Below are 18,327 nucleotides of genomic sequence, written 5' to 3'. Positions count from 1 at the left end.
AAATAACTCATACATGTCTTGCGGAAGTAGTTCAGTGGTAGAATACAACCTTGCCAAGGTTGGGGTCGCGGGTTCGAATCCCGTCTTCCGCTCCAGTAAAATTTTATATGGCGGCATAGCCAAGTGGTAAGGCAGAGGTCTGCAAAACCTTTATCACCGGTTCAAATCCGGTTGCCGCCTTTTCTTTTGTGCCGATGTGGCGGAATTGGCAGACGCGCACGACTCAAAATCGTGTTCCTTCGGGAGTGTCGGTTCGACCCCGACCATCGGTATCACGAACGGCGTAATAAAAAGACTCTACACCAAATGTGTAGAGTCTTTTTATATTTTCATCACACTACAAAATAAGCATAAATAGTGTGTTGGTGAAATGGTAGGATTTTTTTGCTAAATTATGTTATGTGCTTCTAAAATTCGTAATAAACGTAGGAATTCATGTATAATATAACTTGTCGAAAGAACAAAATGATAGTGATTTATATTATGTCTGTAATATGAATCAAAAATGAACTTTTTATATTTCTTTTAAAAATGTGTTGAACACACATGATATTTCATATTAATATTTTTATGTAGATTTAAAACGGGAAAGAGAGTGGAAAGTATGGGTCGTAAATGGAATAATATTAAAGATAAAAAAGCATCAAAAGATGCAAATACTAGCCGTATATACGCGAAATTTGGACGTGAAATTTATGTAGCGGCAAAACAAGGCGAGCCAGATCCGGAATCAAACCAAGCGCTTAGAGTTGTATTAGAACGTGCGAAAACATACAATGTTCCAAGAACAATTATCGATCGTGCAGTTGAAAAAGCAAAAGGTGGTTCAGAAGAAAATTATGACGAGCTTCGTTATGAAGGATTCGGACCAAATGGAGCTATGGTAATTGTAGATACACTTACAAACAACGTAAACCGTACTGCAGCAGATGTACGAGCTGCATTTAGCAAAAACGGTGGTAACATGGGTGTAAACGGTTCTGTAGCTTACATGTTTGATGCAACAGCTGTTATCGGCCTTGAAGGGAAAACATCAGATGAAGTTCTTGAGATTTTAATGGAAGCAGATGTGGATGCACGTGACATACTTGAAGAAGAAGATGCTGTTATCGTGTATGCTGAACCAGATCAATTCCATGCAGTACAATCTGCTCTTAAAGATGCGGGTGTTGAAGAATTTACAGTTGCCGAATTAACAATGCTTGCACAAAACGATGTAACACTTCCTGAAGATGCACAAGCACAATTTGAAAAAATGGTTGATGCATTAGAAGATTTAGAAGATGTACAACAAGTTTATCACAACGTAGACTTAGGAGAATAATACGATAAAAGCCCCTGTTCGTTTAACGAATAGGGGCTTTTTTAATAAAGGTATTTTATTGTAAACAGGGAATATGCTTATAGGGATATATGAAATATTCATTATTGCTAGGAGGCTTAACATGGAACAAAAAACACCAAAACATATCGTTGCTGTAGCAGGCTATTTAACAAATGAAAAAGATGAAGTGTTATTAGCAAAGGTACACTGGCGAGCTGATACGTGGGAGTTACCAGGAGGACAGGTAGAAGAAGGGGAAGCACTCGATCAAGCTGTTTGTAGGGAAATGCTTGAGGAGACGGGTTTAACTGTGAAGCCGCTTGGAGTTACAGGAGTTTATTATAATGCTTCCATGAACATTTTAGCTGTCGTTTTTAAAGTAGCATATGTAAGCGGTGAAATAAAAATTCAACATGAAGAAATACAAGAGGCTAAATTTGTTGCTTTAAACGAAGAGAACATAAATGAGTATATAACGCGTCCTCATATGAAATCCAGAACACTTGATGCGATGAGAGCAACCCATTTCATTCCGTATGAAACGTGGGAAGTGCAGCCGTATAACTTAATAGGAAGATTGTAAAGAAAAGAGTAGCCGATTTGAGATACAGTCAAATCACTACTCTTTTTTGTATACTGTTTAAGAAAAAGGTCAAAATAATAATAGTGTTAGTATTGATTTAAAGAACGTTTGTTCTGTATAATATATGATATATTATGTACATTTAGATTACTAGATACTCAAAAGTATATATATTGGTAGATGATATAATGAAAATAGGGCGCTTTAATAGAGAAAGTATAATAGCCTTAAGATCTAATCTGCTATTGATTTAGCATAATCTATATTCAATATTTCAGATGAATAGTAGATAAAAAAGGACTGTGATACAATACTTTTTTATCCCGCTATTTGCCGGGCAGCCAGATTGGTGGGGGTCTGATGAAAGTTTCAATTTATACCTTACAATGATGTAAGGTACGTGTAAGAGAAATCGATGGGATATTTTTTTACAACAAGGTATTCTTAAAGTAAGAGTTATACGCTATGTGGAAAAGAGGTGTTTAAGATGAAAGAACGAGTATTATCTAGGGTGAATTATCATCAAAAAGTTGCATTAAATCCAATGACTAAGTTTTTTTATAAAGCCATTATTTTATTATTATTGTTAAGTTTTACGTTATTATTCATTGGAAATGTAATGATTGAGAAAAGTGATATTAGTAAATTACATGTACCGGCTAAGTTAGAGGTACCAGAATCATTGACACATGCATTTATTGCGACAGAAGATAAAAGGTTTTATCATCATAACGGTTTAGATTATATAGCGATTGTCAGAGCGTCTGTTGAAAATATAAAAGCTGGTGGTGTTGTGCAAGGCGGAAGCACAATTACACAGCAGTTATCTAAAAATGCTTTTTTAACGAATGAACGTACATTTTCTCGTAAGTGGAAAGAGATTTTCTATACGAAAAAAATTGAACGTACATTTACGAAGGATGAAATTTTAAAATTGTATGTAAGCAATATTTATTACGGAGAAGGAGCATGGGGAATTGAAAAAGCAGCAAACCTATACTTCGGTAAAAAGGTGAGCCAATTAACATTGGCTGAAAGTGCAATGATGGCTGCTGTAGTAAAGGCACCTGCTTATTACTCACCGGCACAAAATTATGATAAGGCCGTAGAGAGACGAAATGTCGTTTTGAGATTGATGGAGAAAGAAGGCTATATCAATCATGATGAGTATGTGCAAGCAGTTAGTGAGAAGTTAGTCATTCGTCATGATATAAAAACAGAGCAGTCGATGTTAAATAGTGCTCGTGAAAAAGCAGTAAGCTAATGGAAGTTCCTACATAGGAGCTTCTTTTTTTGAATAAATTGTGACAAATCGTGACACAATATCGTCACAATTATTGTGTTTTTGTAATTTATGTGAGCGTGTTCATTGCGTGACGTATATAAGTGTTGATATTATGTGTATTGTGTACAATGCTGTATACAGAATATGAAATTAAAGAGGAATGTATATGAAATCATCGAACAAACTCATGGCTCTTGGTATAGTTTTTTCCATTGCAGTATTGATTGTGATCGGAACGATTGCGTATAGCATCATAAATGACAAAAAAGATAAAGGGAATGAGATGTTTGCTTATTCCACACAACAATCTTTAGGGAAAGATGATGCTCCGGTTAAGGTAGTTGAATTTGGAGACTTCAAATGTCCCGCTTGTCGTACTTGGGATGTAACAGTATTGCCACGATTAAAAGAAGAGTATATTGATAAAGGTAAAGTGCAGTTATACTTTATTAATTTTCCGTTTATTGGGAAAGACTCTGATTTAGGTGCAGCAGCTGGTGAAGCAATTTATAAACAAGATAAAGATTCATTCTGGACTTTCTATGATGAGATTTATCAAAGTCAAAAGAAAGATACGGAAGAATGGATTACAGAAGAATTACTTCTTAACATTGTGAAAGAGAAGCTTCCGAAAGTTGATGTAGATCAATTTAAGAAAGATTTACACAGTAAAGAAATAAAAGAAAAAGTACGTAAAGATTCAGATCGTGCTCAAAAATTAAAAGTTCAAGGTGCTCCTTCAGTATATATAAACGGAAATCTTGCAAACCCTGATTTCGATAGTATGAAGAAGGCGATTGATAAAGAATTGAAAAAGTGATGAGCTACTCATCACTTTTTCGACTTTTTTCGATAAAATTCTTGCTTCCGCTTTTTTTACATGCTATACTACTTTACATAAGTTATTCTAATATCTTATATGTATTTCATATTTGCGGGTGTAGTTTAGTGGTAAAACAAGAGCCTTCCAAGCTCTGGTCGAGAGTTCGATTCTCTTCACCCGCTCCAAATTTTATTAAATGTTTTTCTATAAATTGTGATCAACGCAGTGTTTCGTTTCCGAGATAAACGAGGCATTGCGTTTTTTAATGTTTGGAAAACGTAATTGTATGCGAAAATAGAAGTAAAGAATAGTATTCCGAAAGTGAATTGCTAACTAATAGATCGTTACATAAAGGATGGATTCATCTGAGGAGGCGATTAGAAATGGATTTTGAACAATTAAAGCAAGATGTTATTGCGTATAGTAAAACGATTGGTATAGATAAAATAGGCTTTGCTAGTGCTTCACCATTTGAAGAATTAAAGCAGCGGTTAATCCAGCAGCAACAATTAAATTATCAATCTGGATTTGAAGAGCCTGATATAGAAAAGAGAACGAATCCACAGCTTCTATTACCTGGTGCAAAATCAATTATTGCGATTGCATTAGCGTATCCTTCAAAATTAAAAAATGCACCATTAAGTAAGCGTGGAGAACGCCGTGGGATTTTTTGTCGTGCTTCTTGGGGACAAGATTATCATCTAGTTTTACGAGATCGTTTGCAGAAATTAGAAGCATATTTAATCGAAAAACTTCCCGATATAGAAGTTAAGTCAATGGTTGATACGGGTGAATTAAGTGATCGAGCTGTTTCAGAGCGTGCTGGTATTGGATGGAGCGGTAAGAACTGCTCTATTATTACACCTGAATTTGGTTCGTATGTATATTTAGGAGAAATGATTACAAACGTTCCATTCCCACCAGATCAGCCGATAGAAGATCAATGCGAGAGCTGTACAAAGTGTATTGATATTTGTCCTACAGGTGCTTTAATACAAGGAGGACAGTTAGATTCGAAGAAGTGTATAGCATTTTTAACACAGACGAAAGGATTCCTACCAGAAGAGTATCGCGACAAAATAGGTAATCGTATTTATGGATGTGATACGTGTCAGACAGTTTGTCCGAAAAATAAAGGAATGGATTTTCATAATCACCCTGAGATGGAACCAGATCCTGAGTTAGTTAAACCGTTATTAACACCGCTTTTAACAATTAGCAATCGTGATTTTAAAGAGAAATATGGAATTATGTCTGGTTCATGGAGAGGTAAAAAACCGTTGCAACGAAATGCAATTTTGGCACTTGCACATTTTAAAGAAGCATCAGCAATTCCAGATTTAATAGGTGTTATGAAAGATGATCCAAGACCAGTGCTTCGCGGGACGGCAGCGTGGGCGCTTGGAAAAATTGGTGGAGACGGCGTGGGCGAAGCTATTGAAAAAGCGATGCAACGTGAGAAAGACGAAGAGGTTCTTCATGAAATGAATCGCGGACTTGAACTGTTAGCGCAGAAAAAAGAGTAGATAATATCTCCCTTTTTCATATTGTAATATGGGAGGGAGACGAAATGGTTGTAAAAATAAATATTGAAAAGCAAGTCCAACACTTTTTAGCATATATAACAGAGAAACGAACAAATGTAGATGGTATTGCTGAAGATTTATTACAAATAGCAAAGAGAAAGAAACAATTATTTCAAAAGCGTAATGCAGAGATAGTAAAAGCAACTGCGGATGTTTCTTTTATGAGGCAATTAAATAATAGCAATCATCAAGAAATTGATTATCAAATACATTTTAAATATTTAATTAAGCATAAAGAATTATTTTATATTGAAGAGGAACAATTAAAACGAAGAGTTTGTTTAAATAATAGCCGGATAATAAGTGATTATGCTATTGAAGTGCCAGAAGCAGTTGGAATGAGTGAGACATTAGAAAGGGAAGTTACAAAAGAGAAGTACGGTTCCTATCAGTACAACCGTTTAGAGGCAGTTAAATATGCAGAGCGTTGGTGGGATGATCGAAACCCTGCATATCGTAATTTCCCTGATAATTGTACGAATTTTATTTCTCAATGTCTTCATACTGGAGAAGTACCAATGAATGGATATCCTAATATTCGTAAAGGATGGTGGCAAAGGGAGAATCAGTGGAGTTGGAGCTGGGCTGTTGCACACTCTTTTTATTGGTATTTGTCAGGTGCTACATCAGGACTTCGAGCTGAAGCTGTAGAAAGGCCAGAGGACCTTATTCTTGGTGATGTCATCGCTTATGATTTCGAGGATGATGGTAGGTGGAACCATACGACGATTGTAGTAGCAAAAGACGCAGATGGTATGCCACTTGTAAATGCACATTCAGCGAATAGCCGTCGGCGTTATTGGAACTATGAAGATTCTAGTAAATATACACCACAAATGAAATATAAATTCTTTCATATTATTAATGGGTAGAGATTTTTCGCTCAAGTGGTATAATACGTAGTAGACAAAAAACAGAGGTGAATATCGCGTGGGAGTACATGTTGTTTTATATCAACCAGAAATTCCAGCAAATACAGGGAATATTGCTCGTACTTGTGCAGCAACTGGAACAGAATTACATTTGATTAGACCGCTTGGATTTTCAACGGATGATAAAATGTTAAAGCGTGCAGGATTAGATTATTGGCAGCACGTGAAAATTACGTATTATGATTCAATTGAAGAGTTTTATGAGAAAAATAAAGACGGTGAATTCTTCTATTTAACAAAGTATGGCGAGAAAGCTCATACAGCGTTTGATTATAGCAAACGTGAGAAGGATTACTATTTTGTATTTGGAAGAGAAACGAACGGCTTACCAGCTAATGTAATCGAAGAAAATTTCGATCATTGTTTACGTATTCCAATGACTGATAAAGTGCGTTCATTAAATTTATCTAATACAGCAGCTATTTTAATTTATGAAGCATTCCGTCAACAAAATTATCCAGGATTAGATTTAGAAATTGTTTATTAAAAGTCGCCATATGGCGACTTTTTTTCTAAAAATAAAAATAATATGTAATCATACATTTAAAAAAGGATACATATTCATATAAAATGGGATATATGAATAAAAATAGATCAGACGGGTTGAGATAAATATGAAGGAACAATATAGTAATCAAAATACCTTTTTAAGTATGATAGATATGGATTTAATAAGAAGAGGATTATTACATGCTATTCAAGATTTAGTATTTATTGTTAAAGTTATTGATGATGAAACATTTACATATATTTATGTAAATAAGTTAGGTATGGATTATGCGAAGCTAAGTGAAGAATGTTATGGAAAAACTTTTGCAGAAGTATTACCGGAAGATACGGCGGAAATATTGCAAGTGCAATATGCAAAAGTAGCGAGCGAAGCGAAAGCACATACCTTTTGTGATGTAGTTAGTTTACCAACTGGTAACTTACATTATGAATCTTCACTTAATCCTGTATTTGATGAAGAAGGAGTATGTCAGTTTATTATTTGTATTACAAGGGATATCACAGCTCAAATAGAGGAGAAGATGGAGATAGAGGAAAAACAAATGCTGTTTAAGTCATTACTAGAATATAATAATGACTCCATCATATCTATAGATTCTATAGGAAGAATTACATATGCAAATCCAGCAACGTATGAAATATTTGGATACCGATTTGAAGAATTAAATAATAAGTTTATTTTTGAATTTATTAATAAAGAATATGAAAAAGATTTTCAAATTATATTTAAAGAAGCCATGCAAGGAAGGGCAAAGCAAATTGTTTCAAAGAAATATGTTCATAAAGAAGGGTACGAGCTCTATATTTCCTTGAGAACTATCCCGATTATTGTAAATGGTGAAATTGTTGGAGTATATATTGTTACAAGGGATGTTACAAAGCAAATATTAAATGAAATGAGAACGGAATATTTAGCTTATTATGATCAGCTAACAGGATTAATGAATAGAATTTCATGTACAAATAAGTTAAATGATTTTTTAAATGAGAAGGTAGCTTTTGCGTTTATCTTTATAGATTTAGATGAATTTCACCTTATTAATGATACGTTTGGTCATAAAGAAGGAGATAAAGTGTTACAAAAAGTTACAGAATGTTTAAGCAGTTTTCAAATACCCGGTATACACTTATTTAGAGAACACGATGATCAATTTGTTATGTTAATAGAAAATATAACGAAAGAACGTGTAGAGGGAGTTTCCAAAAACATACTGAAAAGGATTAGTGAACATTTTGTAATCGAAGAAGAGGACGTGTATTTAAGTGCTTCAATCGGAATTGTAATGGCTCCAACAGATGGAGAAGATGAAAAGATATTATTCCAAAGAGTTGATGCTGCTTTGGAAAAAGCAAAAGAAAAAGGAAAAGGGCATTATCATTTTTATTGCAGTGGGTTAGATTGTGAGCGTGAACAAAGATTTATAATAGAAAACCAATTACATCGTGCTATAGAAAAAAATGAATTCTTCTTATATTATCAGCCGCAAATTAATATTGAAACGAAAAAAATAGCTAGTATGGAGGCTTTAATAAGGTGGGAGAATAAAGAATTAGGATTTGTCTCTCCCAATCAATTTATTCCGCTAGCAGAAAGAACAGGATTTATTATTAAGCTTGATGAATGGGTAGTAAATGAAGTGTGTCGACAAATACGCGAATGGTTAAATAAAGGATATGAAGTTGTCCCAATTGCAGTTAATATTTCAGCCAGGCATTTTCGCTCTATTACATTAATAGAGATGATTACACGAGCTTTACATAAGTACAATGTACCAGCTCATTTATTAGCGATAGAGGTTACAGAAGGAGCCCTTATACATAAAGATATATCGAAAAGAGTATTGCTACAATTAAAAGAACAAAATTTAAAGATTCATTTAGATGATTTTGGTACAGGGTATTCATCTTTGAGTTATTTAAAAACGTATCCAATTGATACTTTGAAAATTGATCGTTCTTTTATGGAAGGTATACATGTAGATGAACGCGATACGAATATTACGGCTGCAATTATTCATCTAGCTCATACGTTGGAATTGAATGTAATTGCAGAAGGGGTAGAAAAAGCGGAACAAATACAATTTTTGAAGGAAAAGAATGTGAAGTTTGTACAAGGTTATTATTATAGCCGCCCTTTATCAAAATATGATGTGGAAAATGTGTATTATAAATAATCGATAAAAAAAGTGATGTGCTAAGAAGCACATCACTTTTTATGTGTACCGGGTTTATCATTGTAACCAGATGTAAAAATAGCTGTAAGAAATGTGAGTGATACACCTAAAATTAATAATAATTTCATACTAATATCCCTCCTATTTTTTCAGTTTACGAATCTGAAATATGAATCGAAATGTATGTAATGTTCTTGGAAGAAAAGAATTTATTTAAAATGAATAGAGGTGTAAAAACTTTAATACCTATATTATACAGAATTTTCTTTGAATTTTGGAGAGAATTTTATAACACTACTGTATATTTCATTTTGATTTAAAGAATGTTTAAGGACATCCTAGCATACCTTTTATAATAATCCGATTGAACAAGGAGATGGGGGAGGAGCTATAATGGATATTCTAAAAAAAATTGAACAGCATCGAGAAGCAGAAGAACGCTTACAATGGGAAGGTACGTTTGCGGAGTATTTGGAGCTTGTGAAGGAAAGACCATGGGTGGCTCAAACAGCACACTCTCGCATTTACAATATGATAAAAGATGCTGGAATTGAAGAAGTTGATGGTAGAAGAAAGTATAACTTCTTTAGTAATCAGCTATTTGGGTTAGAGGATGCTTTAGAACGTCTTGTAGAGGAATATTTTCATCCGTCTGCAAAACGATTAGATGTTAGAAAACGTATTTTATTATTAATGGGTCCTGTTAGTGGAGGTAAATCAACATTAGTTACGATGTTGAAACGAGGATTAGAAACATATTCAAGAACAGATCGAGGAGCAATTTTTGCAATTAAAGGGTGCCCAATGCATGAAGATCCACTTCATTTAATTCCGCATCATTTACGAGATGATTTCTTTGATGAGTATGGAGTAAGAATTGAAGGGAATTTATCACCACTCAACGTTATGCGCCTAGAGCAAGAATATGGTGGGAGAATTGAAGATGTAGTTGTGGAGCGTATTTTCTTCTCTGAAGATCGCCGAACTGGTATTGGTACATTTAGCCCTTCTGATCCTAAATCACAAGATATTGCAGATTTAACAGGTAGCTTGGACTTTTCTACAATTGCAGAATATGGTTCAGAATCAGATCCACGAGCGTATCGCTTCGATGGAGAATTGAATAAGGCAAACCGTGGGATGATGGAATTCCAAGAGATGTTAAAATGCGACGAGAAGTTTTTATGGCATTTATTATCGCTTACACAAGAAGGGAATTTTAAAGCGGGAAGATTTGCACTTATTTCAGCAGATGAATTAATTGTAGCGCATACGAATGAAACAGAGTATCGCTCTTTCATAGCAAATAAGAAAAATGAAGCATTACACTCAAGAATTATTGTAATGCCAGTTCCATATAATTTACGAGTGAGTGAAGAAGAACATATTTATGAAAAAATGATTCGTGAAAGTGACGTGTCCGATGTGCACATTGCACCGCATACACTTCGGGTTGCAGCAATGTTTACGATTTTAACTCGTTTAAAAGATCCGAAGCGTCCAGATATTGATTTAATTAAAAAGATGCGTTTGTATGATGGAGAAACGGTAGAAGGTTATAATGCGATTGATGTAGAGGAGTTGCAACGCGAATATCAAGATGAAGGTATGAAAGGTATTGATCCTCGTTACGTTATTAACCGCATTTCTTCTACAATTATTCGAAAAGAGGTACCATCTATTAATGCTCTAGATGTGCTTAGATCTTTAAAAGATGGATTGGATCAGCATCCATCGATTAGTAATGAAGACCGAGAGCGCTATATGAACTTCATTTCATTAGCAAGAAAAGAATATGATGAAATTGCTAAAAAAGAAGTACAAAAAGCGTTTGTTTATTCGTATGAAGAATCCGCTAAGACACTTATGGATAATTACTTAGACAACGTTGAGGCGTACTGCAATAAGTCGAAATTACGTGATCCGTTAACAGGTGAAGAAATGAGCCCAGATGAAAAGTTAATGCGCTCGATTGAGGAGCAAATTGGAATTTCAGAAAATGCTAAAAAAGCATTCCGGGAAGAAATATTAATTCGCATCTCTGCTTATGCACGTAAAGGAAAACGCTTCGACTATAATTCGCACGAACGTCTTCGTGAAGCGATTCAGAAGAAGCTATTTGCTGATTTAAAAGATATAGTGAAAATTACAACATCAACGAAAACACCAGACGAAAATCAGCTGAAGAAAATTAATGATGTTGTTGCACGTTTAATTGATGAGCACGGCTATAATTCTTCTTCAGCAAATGAATTATTACGCTATGTAGGTAGTCTGCTAAACCGATAGTTTGATAACAAAACGCTGTCTCTTGTATTTTGCGGGACAGCGTTTTATTATCCAGTCATATGTGTAAAGTGTCATACCTTGTCCAAATGCAATAAATTAAGATGCAATTTTATGAATTTATTGTCAATTATTTTTACAATATGCATATGATAGAGTAACCAACCATTCATACGAAAAAAGCCAACACAATACAATATGTTGCAAAGTGTAAATGTGTGCAACTATGCATTGTGTTTCTTTCTTATCAAAGGCTGAATGATTCTTTTCTAGTATGTGAGTGGCAAAATTTTGTTTAGGATGCTCGGAGTATTATATGAAAAACGTTATATATGTTTATGGGATGATTTTCGATGGGCAGTTACCTTTCATTCTAGCTGGTACAGTATAAAACAAAATTTCTAGCTTGCTGTTCATATAGGAAGACAATTACAGTAAGGAGGGAAAGAAATGGGTGAAGAAAACCAACCAAATTATACGATTTCACAGGAAAACTGGTCCCTCCATCGCAAAGGATATGACGACCAACAACGCCATCAAGAGAAAGTACAAGAGGCAATTAAGAATAATTTACCCGATCTTGTAACAGAAGAAAGCATTGTTATGTCTAATGGTAAGGATGTTGTAAAAATACCGATTCGTTCTTTAGATGAATATAAGATTAGGTACAATTATGATAAAAACAAACACGTTGGGCAAGGAAATGGTGACAGCAAAGTTGGTGATGTCGTTGCGAGAGATGGATCAGGTGGTCAAAAGCAAAAAGGACCAGGAAAAGGGCAAGGAGCAGGGGATGCGGCTGGAGAAGATTATTATGAAGCTGAAGTCTCTATTTTGGAATTAGAGCAAGCATTTTTCAAAGAATTAGAATTACCTAATTTAAAGAGAAAAGAAATGGATGAAAACAAGATTGAACATGTTGAATTTAATGATATTAGAAAAACGGGATTATGGGGCAATATCGATAAGAAAAGAACGATGATATCCGCATATAAACGAAATGCGATGCGTGGTAAAGCATCTTTTCATCCAATTCATCAAGAAGATTTAAAGTTCCGTACTTGGAATGAAGTATTAAAGCCAGATTCAAAAGCTGTTGTATTAGCGATGATGGATACGAGTGGATCGATGGGAATATGGGAGAAATATATGGCACGGAGCTTCTTTTTCTGGATGACGAGATTTCTACGCACAAAGTATGAAACAGTAGATATTGAATTTATTGCCCATCATACGGAGGCAAAAGTAGTTCCAGAGGAAGAGTTTTTCTCAAAAGGAGAAAGTGGCGGAACAATTTGTTCTTCTGTATACAAAAAAGCACTTGAGCTAATTGATAATAAATATTCACCAGACCGCTATAATATTTATCCATTCCATTTTTCAGACGGTGATAATTTAACATCAGATAATGCTAGATGTGTAAAACTTGTTGAAGAATTAATGAAGAAGTGTAATATGTTTGGATATGGGGAAGTGAATCAGTACAATCGCCACAGTACACTTATGTCAGCCTATAAAAATATTAAAGATGAAAACTTCAGATATTATATTTTAAAGCAAAAAGCAGATGTATTCCATGCGATGAAGAGCTTTTTTAGAGAAGAATCTGGAGAAAAAATGGCATAACCCCCTTAAAAAGGGGTTATTTTTTTGTTAACTTTTTATTTTTTTAGTTGACAATGATAATGAAAATCATTATCATTTATTCGAGAAATGATTACATTTTAATTTGTATATTTTGGAGGAGATGTCAAGTTGAAAAGAAATAAAAGAAAACATATAAATGCAATGATTATAGCGGCGACGTTATCACTTCCGTTTGCTGTTTATTCAACACCTGCTTTAGCGGCAGTAGCAATTGAGGCGAATAAAACGGGACAAGGTTTAGAAGATGGTACATATGACGCTGTTATTAAAGCGTATAAAGATAAAACAAATGAAGAGTCTATGGCAGCTGTTTATATAAAAAATCCGAAATTAACAGTTGAGAACGGAAAGAAAATTGTAACAGCAACGTTAAGTGATAGTGACTTCTTTCAATACTTGAAAACAGAGGATATACATACTCCTGGTGTGTTTCATGATGTAAAAGTAATATCAGAAGATAAAAAGAAAAATGGAACGAAAGTGATTCAGTTTGAAGTAGGGGAATTAGGAAAAAGGTATAATATGCAAATGCATATTTATATTCCGACAATAGCCTATGATAATAAGTATCAAGTACAATTTGAAGTAAATACATTGAATTTAGAAAATAATGTTCCAGAAGCACAAAAGGAAAATAAAGAGGATAAAGTGGATCAACAAGATGAAAATGGAAATGTAATATTAGATAGGCAATTACAAAAGCATATTAATAAATATAACTTGAATAGAGAAAATTTAGATACCCCAATAACTAAGGAAGATTTATTAAAAGTTAAATCTTTAATAGTCGTTGAAGCTAAAAGCAAAGGAATAAAAGACGTAAGCGGTCTAGAATATATGAAGAACTTAGAAAACTTAACGTTGGAAGAAGTTAAGTTAGAAAATATAAAATTTATCTCGAATTTGAGGCAATTGAAATCATTAAGTATAACCTATGGCGAACTTGAAGATATTGGACCTTTGGCTGAGTTAGAACATATTGAGAGTTTAAGCTTGAGAAATAATAAAATTTCAGATTTAAGCCCACTAAGTCAAATGAAGAAGATTAAATTGCTAGATTTAAATAGTAATTATATAAAAGATATTAAACCATTATTTACAGCGAAATCTTTAAGGACTTTGACTGTAGCAAATAATCAAATTAGTAATGCTAATCTTGCTGGGATTGAGCAACTGAAGAATGTGAAGAGTTTATCTTTAAGTAACAATGGACTTACTAATATTGAACATATTACACCAATGAAAAAATTAGTAGAGTTAGACCTTTCTAAAAATGAATTAGAAAACATCGAACCTTTATCAAGAATGTCTACTGTACAATCACTTAATTTAGAAGAAAACTATATTTCAGATATAACACCACTTAGTCAAGTAACAGGTTTATATGATTTAAAGCTAGCGTCAAATGAAATTCGTGATGTTAGACCGGTTCAAGAGTTAGGAAAAAGAATGTACATTGACGTTCAAAGACAAAAAATCTTTTTAGGTGATGTAGAAAAAGATAAGGAAGTTAAAATACCTATCTATAATTTACAAGGCGAGCCACTCGATACTATTCAATTAAAGAATGGAGATGGAATAGTTAATAATGGTTCTGTTAAATGGAGTACTACCGGTGAAAAAACATACGAATTTATATTAGATATAAAGCCAGAAGAAAATCGTATTAAGTTTAATGGAACAGTAATTCAAAATGTTGTTGAAAGGTTAGATGAAATAAAAGAGGATAATGAACAAAAGGAAAATGTAATTCTCGATAAAACTTTACAACAACATATTAATAAAGAGAATTTAGGTAGAGAGAATTTAAACGCTCCTATCACAAAAGAAGATTTATTACAGATTAAAAAATTAGAAATCCTTAAAGAAAAAGGAAAAGAGATAAAAGATATAACAGGCTTAGAATACATGATGAACTTAGAAAAACTCACTTTGGAAGGAGTAGGTCTGAAAAATATTGAGTTCATCTTAAACATGAAACAATTGAATAATTTGAATGTATCTCATAATCAAATTGAAGATACTACTCCATTATCTTCATTAAAAAATTTACAATGGTTAAATCTTACAGATAATCGTATTAAAGATGTGTCAGTTCTTGGATCAATGTTAGACTTACTTAGTTTAAAATTAGCTGAAAATGAGATTCGTGATGTAAGGCCGTTAATACAATTAGGCCAGTGGGGAACAATTGATGTTAGAAGGCAAAAGGTCATTTTGGATGATGCAGAAATAAATAAAGAAGTGAAAATACCTGTATATGATTTAGAAGGGGAACGAATTGAAAAAATTACGTTAAAGAGTGCAGGTGGAATGCTTACTGATGAGGGAATCATTTGGAGTACTCTAGGAGAAAAAATATATGAATTTGACTTGGATGCAGATCATTATGAGACGGGCATATTATATAGTGGCATCGTCATGCAGAATATAGTAGAAAAATTAATACCGAAAGAAGAAGTAAAAGAGCCAGAAAAAGAAGTTGAAGAAACAAAAGAAGAAGTGAAAGAAACGATAAAAGAAGTTGAAGAAGAGCAAGAAGAAGTAAAAGAGCCGGAAAAAGAAGTTGAAGAAACAAAAGAAGAAGTGAAAGAAACGATAAAAGAAGTTGAAGAAGAGCAAGAGGAAGTAAAAGAGCCGGAAAAAGAAGTTGAAGAAACAAAAGAAGAAGTGAAAGAAACGATAAAAGAAGTTGAAGAAGAGCAAGAGGAAGTAAAAGAGCCAATAAAAGAAGTTGAAGAGGTAAAAGAAGAAGTGGACGAGCCAACAACAGGAGTTGAAGGGGCGAAAGCTGAGATAAAAGGAACAGGAAAAGAAATTGAAGGTTCAAAAGACGCAGTAAATCAATCCACAGTAGTCCAAGAACAAAATGTGAATAATCAAGTTGTGAAAGAAAATAAACCAGTTGTTAATAAGCAAGAAGAAAGTAAGAAATCATTAGGAGCAACAGGTGGACAAGAGAATACATCAATATTACTTTCAGGCATAGCGTTAGTTCTTTCAGCATTGAGTATGTTTGTATTTAGAAAGAGATTATTTAAGAAATAAAAAACTTTTTATTTTATTATAACGTAATATGATTATATGAATTTTTAAGAAGACATTATCATGGCGATTTCATTTTGAAATATGCTTATGATGATGTCTTTTTTAGAAGGAGATAAATGGAAAAGGTGTCGGAGAGCGGTTATTACAAGCTTCAATTCAATATATTTTCTCCTTCCAAGGGATGAGAGAGATAGAACTATGTTTGAATACGAATTATGATCGTGCGATGAAGTTGTACAAGAAAGTAGGTTTTGAGGAGAAGGCATGTTTACAACACTATATAATAGAGTAAAAAACCCCATTCGTATGAAAATTATATTTCATACGAATGGGGTTTTTTAATTTGCTTTTTTCCTCATTTATCATGGATTTAGAAATAATTTGAGGTGCCAATCGTTACATAACCTTTTTTATTTTTTGCGGAACTTCTTTCGTTTGCAAATTAACATCTTCTTTTCGTAGCTCTTTAAAGAGTGAAGTAACCATAAGGACGACTACGATAGAAAATGGTAGTGCTGCGATGATCGCTGCAATTTGCAGTGCATTTAATCCTCCAGCTTGTAATAAAATAGCTGCAATAATCGCGATTGTTAATCCCCATATAAGTTTTAAACTATTTTTTGGTGATAAGCTTCCGTTACTCGTTTGCATAGAAACGACAAATGTTGCCGAGTCAGCAGAAGTAACGAAAAATGTGGCTACTAAAATTAACCCGATAATTGTTAAAAATGTAGAGAACGGTAGATGTGAAATAACAGCAAATAATCCAATCTCTGTACCATTTTTTGCGATTTCATCAGCTATACCAAGCGATTGGAACATTTCCATATGGATAGCGGTACCGCCAAATACTGCAAACCAAAATGTGCAGATGAGAGTTGGGACTAATACAACTCCAAAAATAAATTCTTTTATTGTGCGTCCTTTAGAAATACGGGCGATGAATGTACCGACGAATGGGGACCAAGAGATCCACCATCCCCAATAGAAAATAGTCCAGTTTTCTATCCAAGAAGAAGATTTTTCATTAAATGCTCCTAAATTTAATCCCATACTAGGTAAAGCTCCAATATAAGAACCGAGTGTAGATGTGAAATATTTCATAATAAATACAGTTGGTCCTAAAAGTAAGAAGGAGACGAGTAATATACCTGCAAGAGAGAAATTTAAGTTACTCAAATATTTAATCCCACGATCTAAGCCTGTTTGTGCACTTGTTAAATATAAAACAGCGAAGATAGCGATAAGTACGAGCTGTGTAAGTAAAGTGTTATGAATAGAAGGGAATAAATAGCTTAATCCTCCAGCAATTTGTTGAGCACCAATCCCAACAGAGGGCACAATACCAAATACTGTGGCTAAAACAGCTAAAATATCGACTGTTTTTCCGATAGGAGAATTTTTCGATCGATTAAATAATGGAGTAACTGTAGCCCCAATTGTGCTACCTTTTTGTTTGCGGAATGTGAAATATGCAATTGTTAAAGCAACCATTGCGTATAGTGACCATGGAAAGAGACCCCAGTGGAAAAATGAATATTGCATAGCGAGCTTGGCGCTTTCCTCTGTACCTGCTTTTCCTGTTAGTGGATCTGTAAAGTGTGAAATCGGTTCAGCGATTCCATAAAAGAGGAGTCCAATTCCCATTCCTGCCCCAAATAACATGGATAGCCAAGATGGATAACTATACTTTGGTTTTTCTCCATCTTTACCAAGACGAATAGAACCGTACTTAGAAAATGCTAAATAAGCGGCTAAAATAATCATTGCAGTCATAAGTAGAGAGTAAAACCATCCAAATTTATTGAGGATAAATGAGTTTAAAGAAGATGTAACGCTTTGTAAATCATAGCCTTGTATCCAACTTGCTGGGGTAATTCCCCATATGATGAATAATGTTGTTAGCAAGATGGAGATATAGAATACACTGTTTTCTTTTTTTATCATAGAATCCCACCCTTGTTTAATAAAGTTAACAATTATATTAATCATAACAATTAAAGGGTTAATTGTCAAAAAATTCGATTTTTAACATGTGTAAAAGGACTGTTTAATCGCTAAAGATTCATAACTATTGGCGGCTAGATAGTGGGGAGATTGTTCACGATATGTACAAAATGTAAGAAGAA

General features: G+C 33.8%; 12 protein-coding genes, 4 tRNA genes and 1 pseudogene. 16 read left to right on the top strand and 1 reads right to left on the bottom strand.

All coding sequences use genetic code 11. The features are described 5' to 3' along the window. Positions 1-20 precede the first annotated feature (20 nt). The 16 genes and pseudogenes from BAQ46_RS14475 to BAQ46_RS14390 all read left to right on the top strand — a co-directional run. Positions 21-95 (top strand) — tRNA-Gly (locus BAQ46_RS14475). 14 nt (positions 96-109) lie between these two features. Further along, positions 110-180, top strand: a tRNA-Cys gene (locus BAQ46_RS14470). Positions 181-190: 10 nt separating this feature from the next. After that, positions 191-272 (top strand) — tRNA-Leu (locus tag BAQ46_RS14465). A 332-nt stretch (positions 273-604) separates the two neighbouring features. Further along, the gene (locus tag BAQ46_RS14460) at positions 605-1,324 is read left to right on the top strand and encodes a YebC/PmpR family DNA-binding transcriptional regulator (protein ID WP_000532946.1); all 720 of its coding nucleotides are present in this window, start codon (positions 605-607) and stop codon (positions 1,322-1,324) included. 121 nt (positions 1,325-1,445) lie between these two features. Further along, complete coding sequence (locus BAQ46_RS14455) at positions 1,446-1,907, top strand: NUDIX hydrolase (protein ID WP_000436092.1); 462 nt, start codon at positions 1,446-1,448, stop codon at positions 1,905-1,907. Positions 1,908-2,394: 487 nt separating this feature from the next. Further along, the gene (locus tag BAQ46_RS14450) at positions 2,395-3,171 is read left to right on the top strand and encodes a transglycosylase domain-containing protein (protein WP_000664704.1); all 777 of its coding nucleotides are present in this window, start codon (positions 2,395-2,397) and stop codon (positions 3,169-3,171) included. Positions 3,172-3,358: 187 nt separating this feature from the next. Continuing rightward, complete coding sequence (locus BAQ46_RS14445; RefSeq protein WP_000842720.1) at positions 3,359-4,012, top strand: DsbA family protein; 654 nt, start codon at positions 3,359-3,361, stop codon at positions 4,010-4,012. 114 nt (positions 4,013-4,126) lie between these two features. Further along, a tRNA-Gly gene (locus tag BAQ46_RS14440) sits at positions 4,127-4,200 on the top strand. Between the two features lie 198 nt (positions 4,201-4,398). Then, positions 4,399-5,541, top strand: coding sequence for a tRNA epoxyqueuosine(34) reductase QueG (gene queG / locus BAQ46_RS14435; RefSeq protein ID WP_071742069.1), 1,143 nt, complete (start codon positions 4,399-4,401; stop codon positions 5,539-5,541). 44 nt (positions 5,542-5,585) lie between these two features. Next, entirely contained in the window at positions 5,586-6,473 is an 888-nt protein-coding gene (locus BAQ46_RS14430) for an amidase domain-containing protein (protein ID WP_000260542.1), read from the top strand. Between the two features lie 58 nt (positions 6,474-6,531). Further along, the gene (gene trmL / locus BAQ46_RS14425; protein WP_000538147.1) at positions 6,532-7,020 is read left to right on the top strand and encodes a tRNA (uridine(34)/cytosine(34)/5-carboxymethylaminomethyluridine(34)-2'-O)-methyltransferase TrmL; all 489 of its coding nucleotides are present in this window, start codon (positions 6,532-6,534) and stop codon (positions 7,018-7,020) included. A 127-nt stretch (positions 7,021-7,147) separates the two neighbouring features. After that, complete coding sequence (locus BAQ46_RS14420; protein ID WP_000664307.1) at positions 7,148-9,217, top strand: sensor domain-containing protein; 2,070 nt, start codon at positions 7,148-7,150, stop codon at positions 9,215-9,217. A gap of 393 nt (positions 9,218-9,610) precedes the next feature. Continuing rightward, positions 9,611-11,506, top strand: a complete 1,896-nt coding sequence (locus BAQ46_RS14410) for a PrkA family serine protein kinase (protein ID WP_000353279.1) — start codon at positions 9,611-9,613, stop codon at positions 11,504-11,506. 447 nt (positions 11,507-11,953) lie between these two features. Continuing rightward, positions 11,954-13,129, top strand: coding sequence for a sporulation protein YhbH (yhbH, locus tag BAQ46_RS14400; RefSeq protein WP_000503505.1), 1,176 nt, complete (start codon positions 11,954-11,956; stop codon positions 13,127-13,129). Between the two features lie 129 nt (positions 13,130-13,258). After that, on the top strand, positions 13,259-16,198 hold the full coding sequence (locus BAQ46_RS14395) for an NEAT domain-containing protein (protein ID WP_084638332.1): 2,940 nt from the start codon (positions 13,259-13,261) through the stop codon (positions 16,196-16,198). A 121-nt stretch (positions 16,199-16,319) separates the two neighbouring features. Then, positions 16,320-16,490: pseudogene (locus BAQ46_RS14390) on the top strand (GNAT family N-acetyltransferase); the annotation flags it as partial. 104 nt (positions 16,491-16,594) lie between these two features. On the opposite strand, the gene opuD reads toward BAQ46_RS14390, so the two are convergent. Then, the gene (gene opuD, locus BAQ46_RS14385) at positions 16,595-18,145 is read right to left on the bottom strand and encodes a glycine betaine transporter OpuD (RefSeq protein WP_000591587.1); all 1,551 of its coding nucleotides are present in this window, start codon (positions 18,143-18,145) and stop codon (positions 16,595-16,597) included. Positions 18,146-18,327 lie beyond the last annotated feature (182 nt).

Source organism: Bacillus paranthracis (assembly GCF_001883995.1).
Lineage (GTDB): Bacteria > Bacillota > Bacilli > Bacillales > Bacillaceae_G > Bacillus_A > Bacillus_A paranthracis.
This window is presented reverse-complemented; position numbering and strand designations above follow the sequence as displayed.

Coding starts and splice junctions, on each gene's coding strand:
- BAQ46_RS14460 (WP_000532946.1), top strand. CDS start 605: ATGGGTCGTAAATGGAATAATATTAAAGATAAAAAAGCATCAAAAGAT.
- BAQ46_RS14455 (WP_000436092.1), top strand. CDS start 1,446: ATGGAACAAAAAACACCAAAACATATCGTTGCTGTAGCAGGCTATTTA.
- BAQ46_RS14450 (WP_000664704.1), top strand. CDS start 2,395: ATGAAAGAACGAGTATTATCTAGGGTGAATTATCATCAAAAAGTTGCA.
- BAQ46_RS14445 (WP_000842720.1), top strand. CDS start 3,359: ATGAAATCATCGAACAAACTCATGGCTCTTGGTATAGTTTTTTCCATT.
- queG (WP_071742069.1), top strand. CDS start 4,399: ATGGATTTTGAACAATTAAAGCAAGATGTTATTGCGTATAGTAAAACG.
- BAQ46_RS14430 (WP_000260542.1), top strand. CDS start 5,586: ATGGTTGTAAAAATAAATATTGAAAAGCAAGTCCAACACTTTTTAGCA.
- BAQ46_RS14420 (WP_000664307.1), top strand. CDS start 7,148: ATGAAGGAACAATATAGTAATCAAAATACCTTTTTAAGTATGATAGAT.
- BAQ46_RS14410 (WP_000353279.1), top strand. CDS start 9,611: ATGGATATTCTAAAAAAAATTGAACAGCATCGAGAAGCAGAAGAACGC.
- yhbH (WP_000503505.1), top strand. CDS start 11,954: ATGGGTGAAGAAAACCAACCAAATTATACGATTTCACAGGAAAACTGG.
- opuD (WP_000591587.1), bottom strand. CDS start 18,145: ATGATAAAAAAAGAAAACAGTGTATTCTATATCTCCATCTTGCTAACA.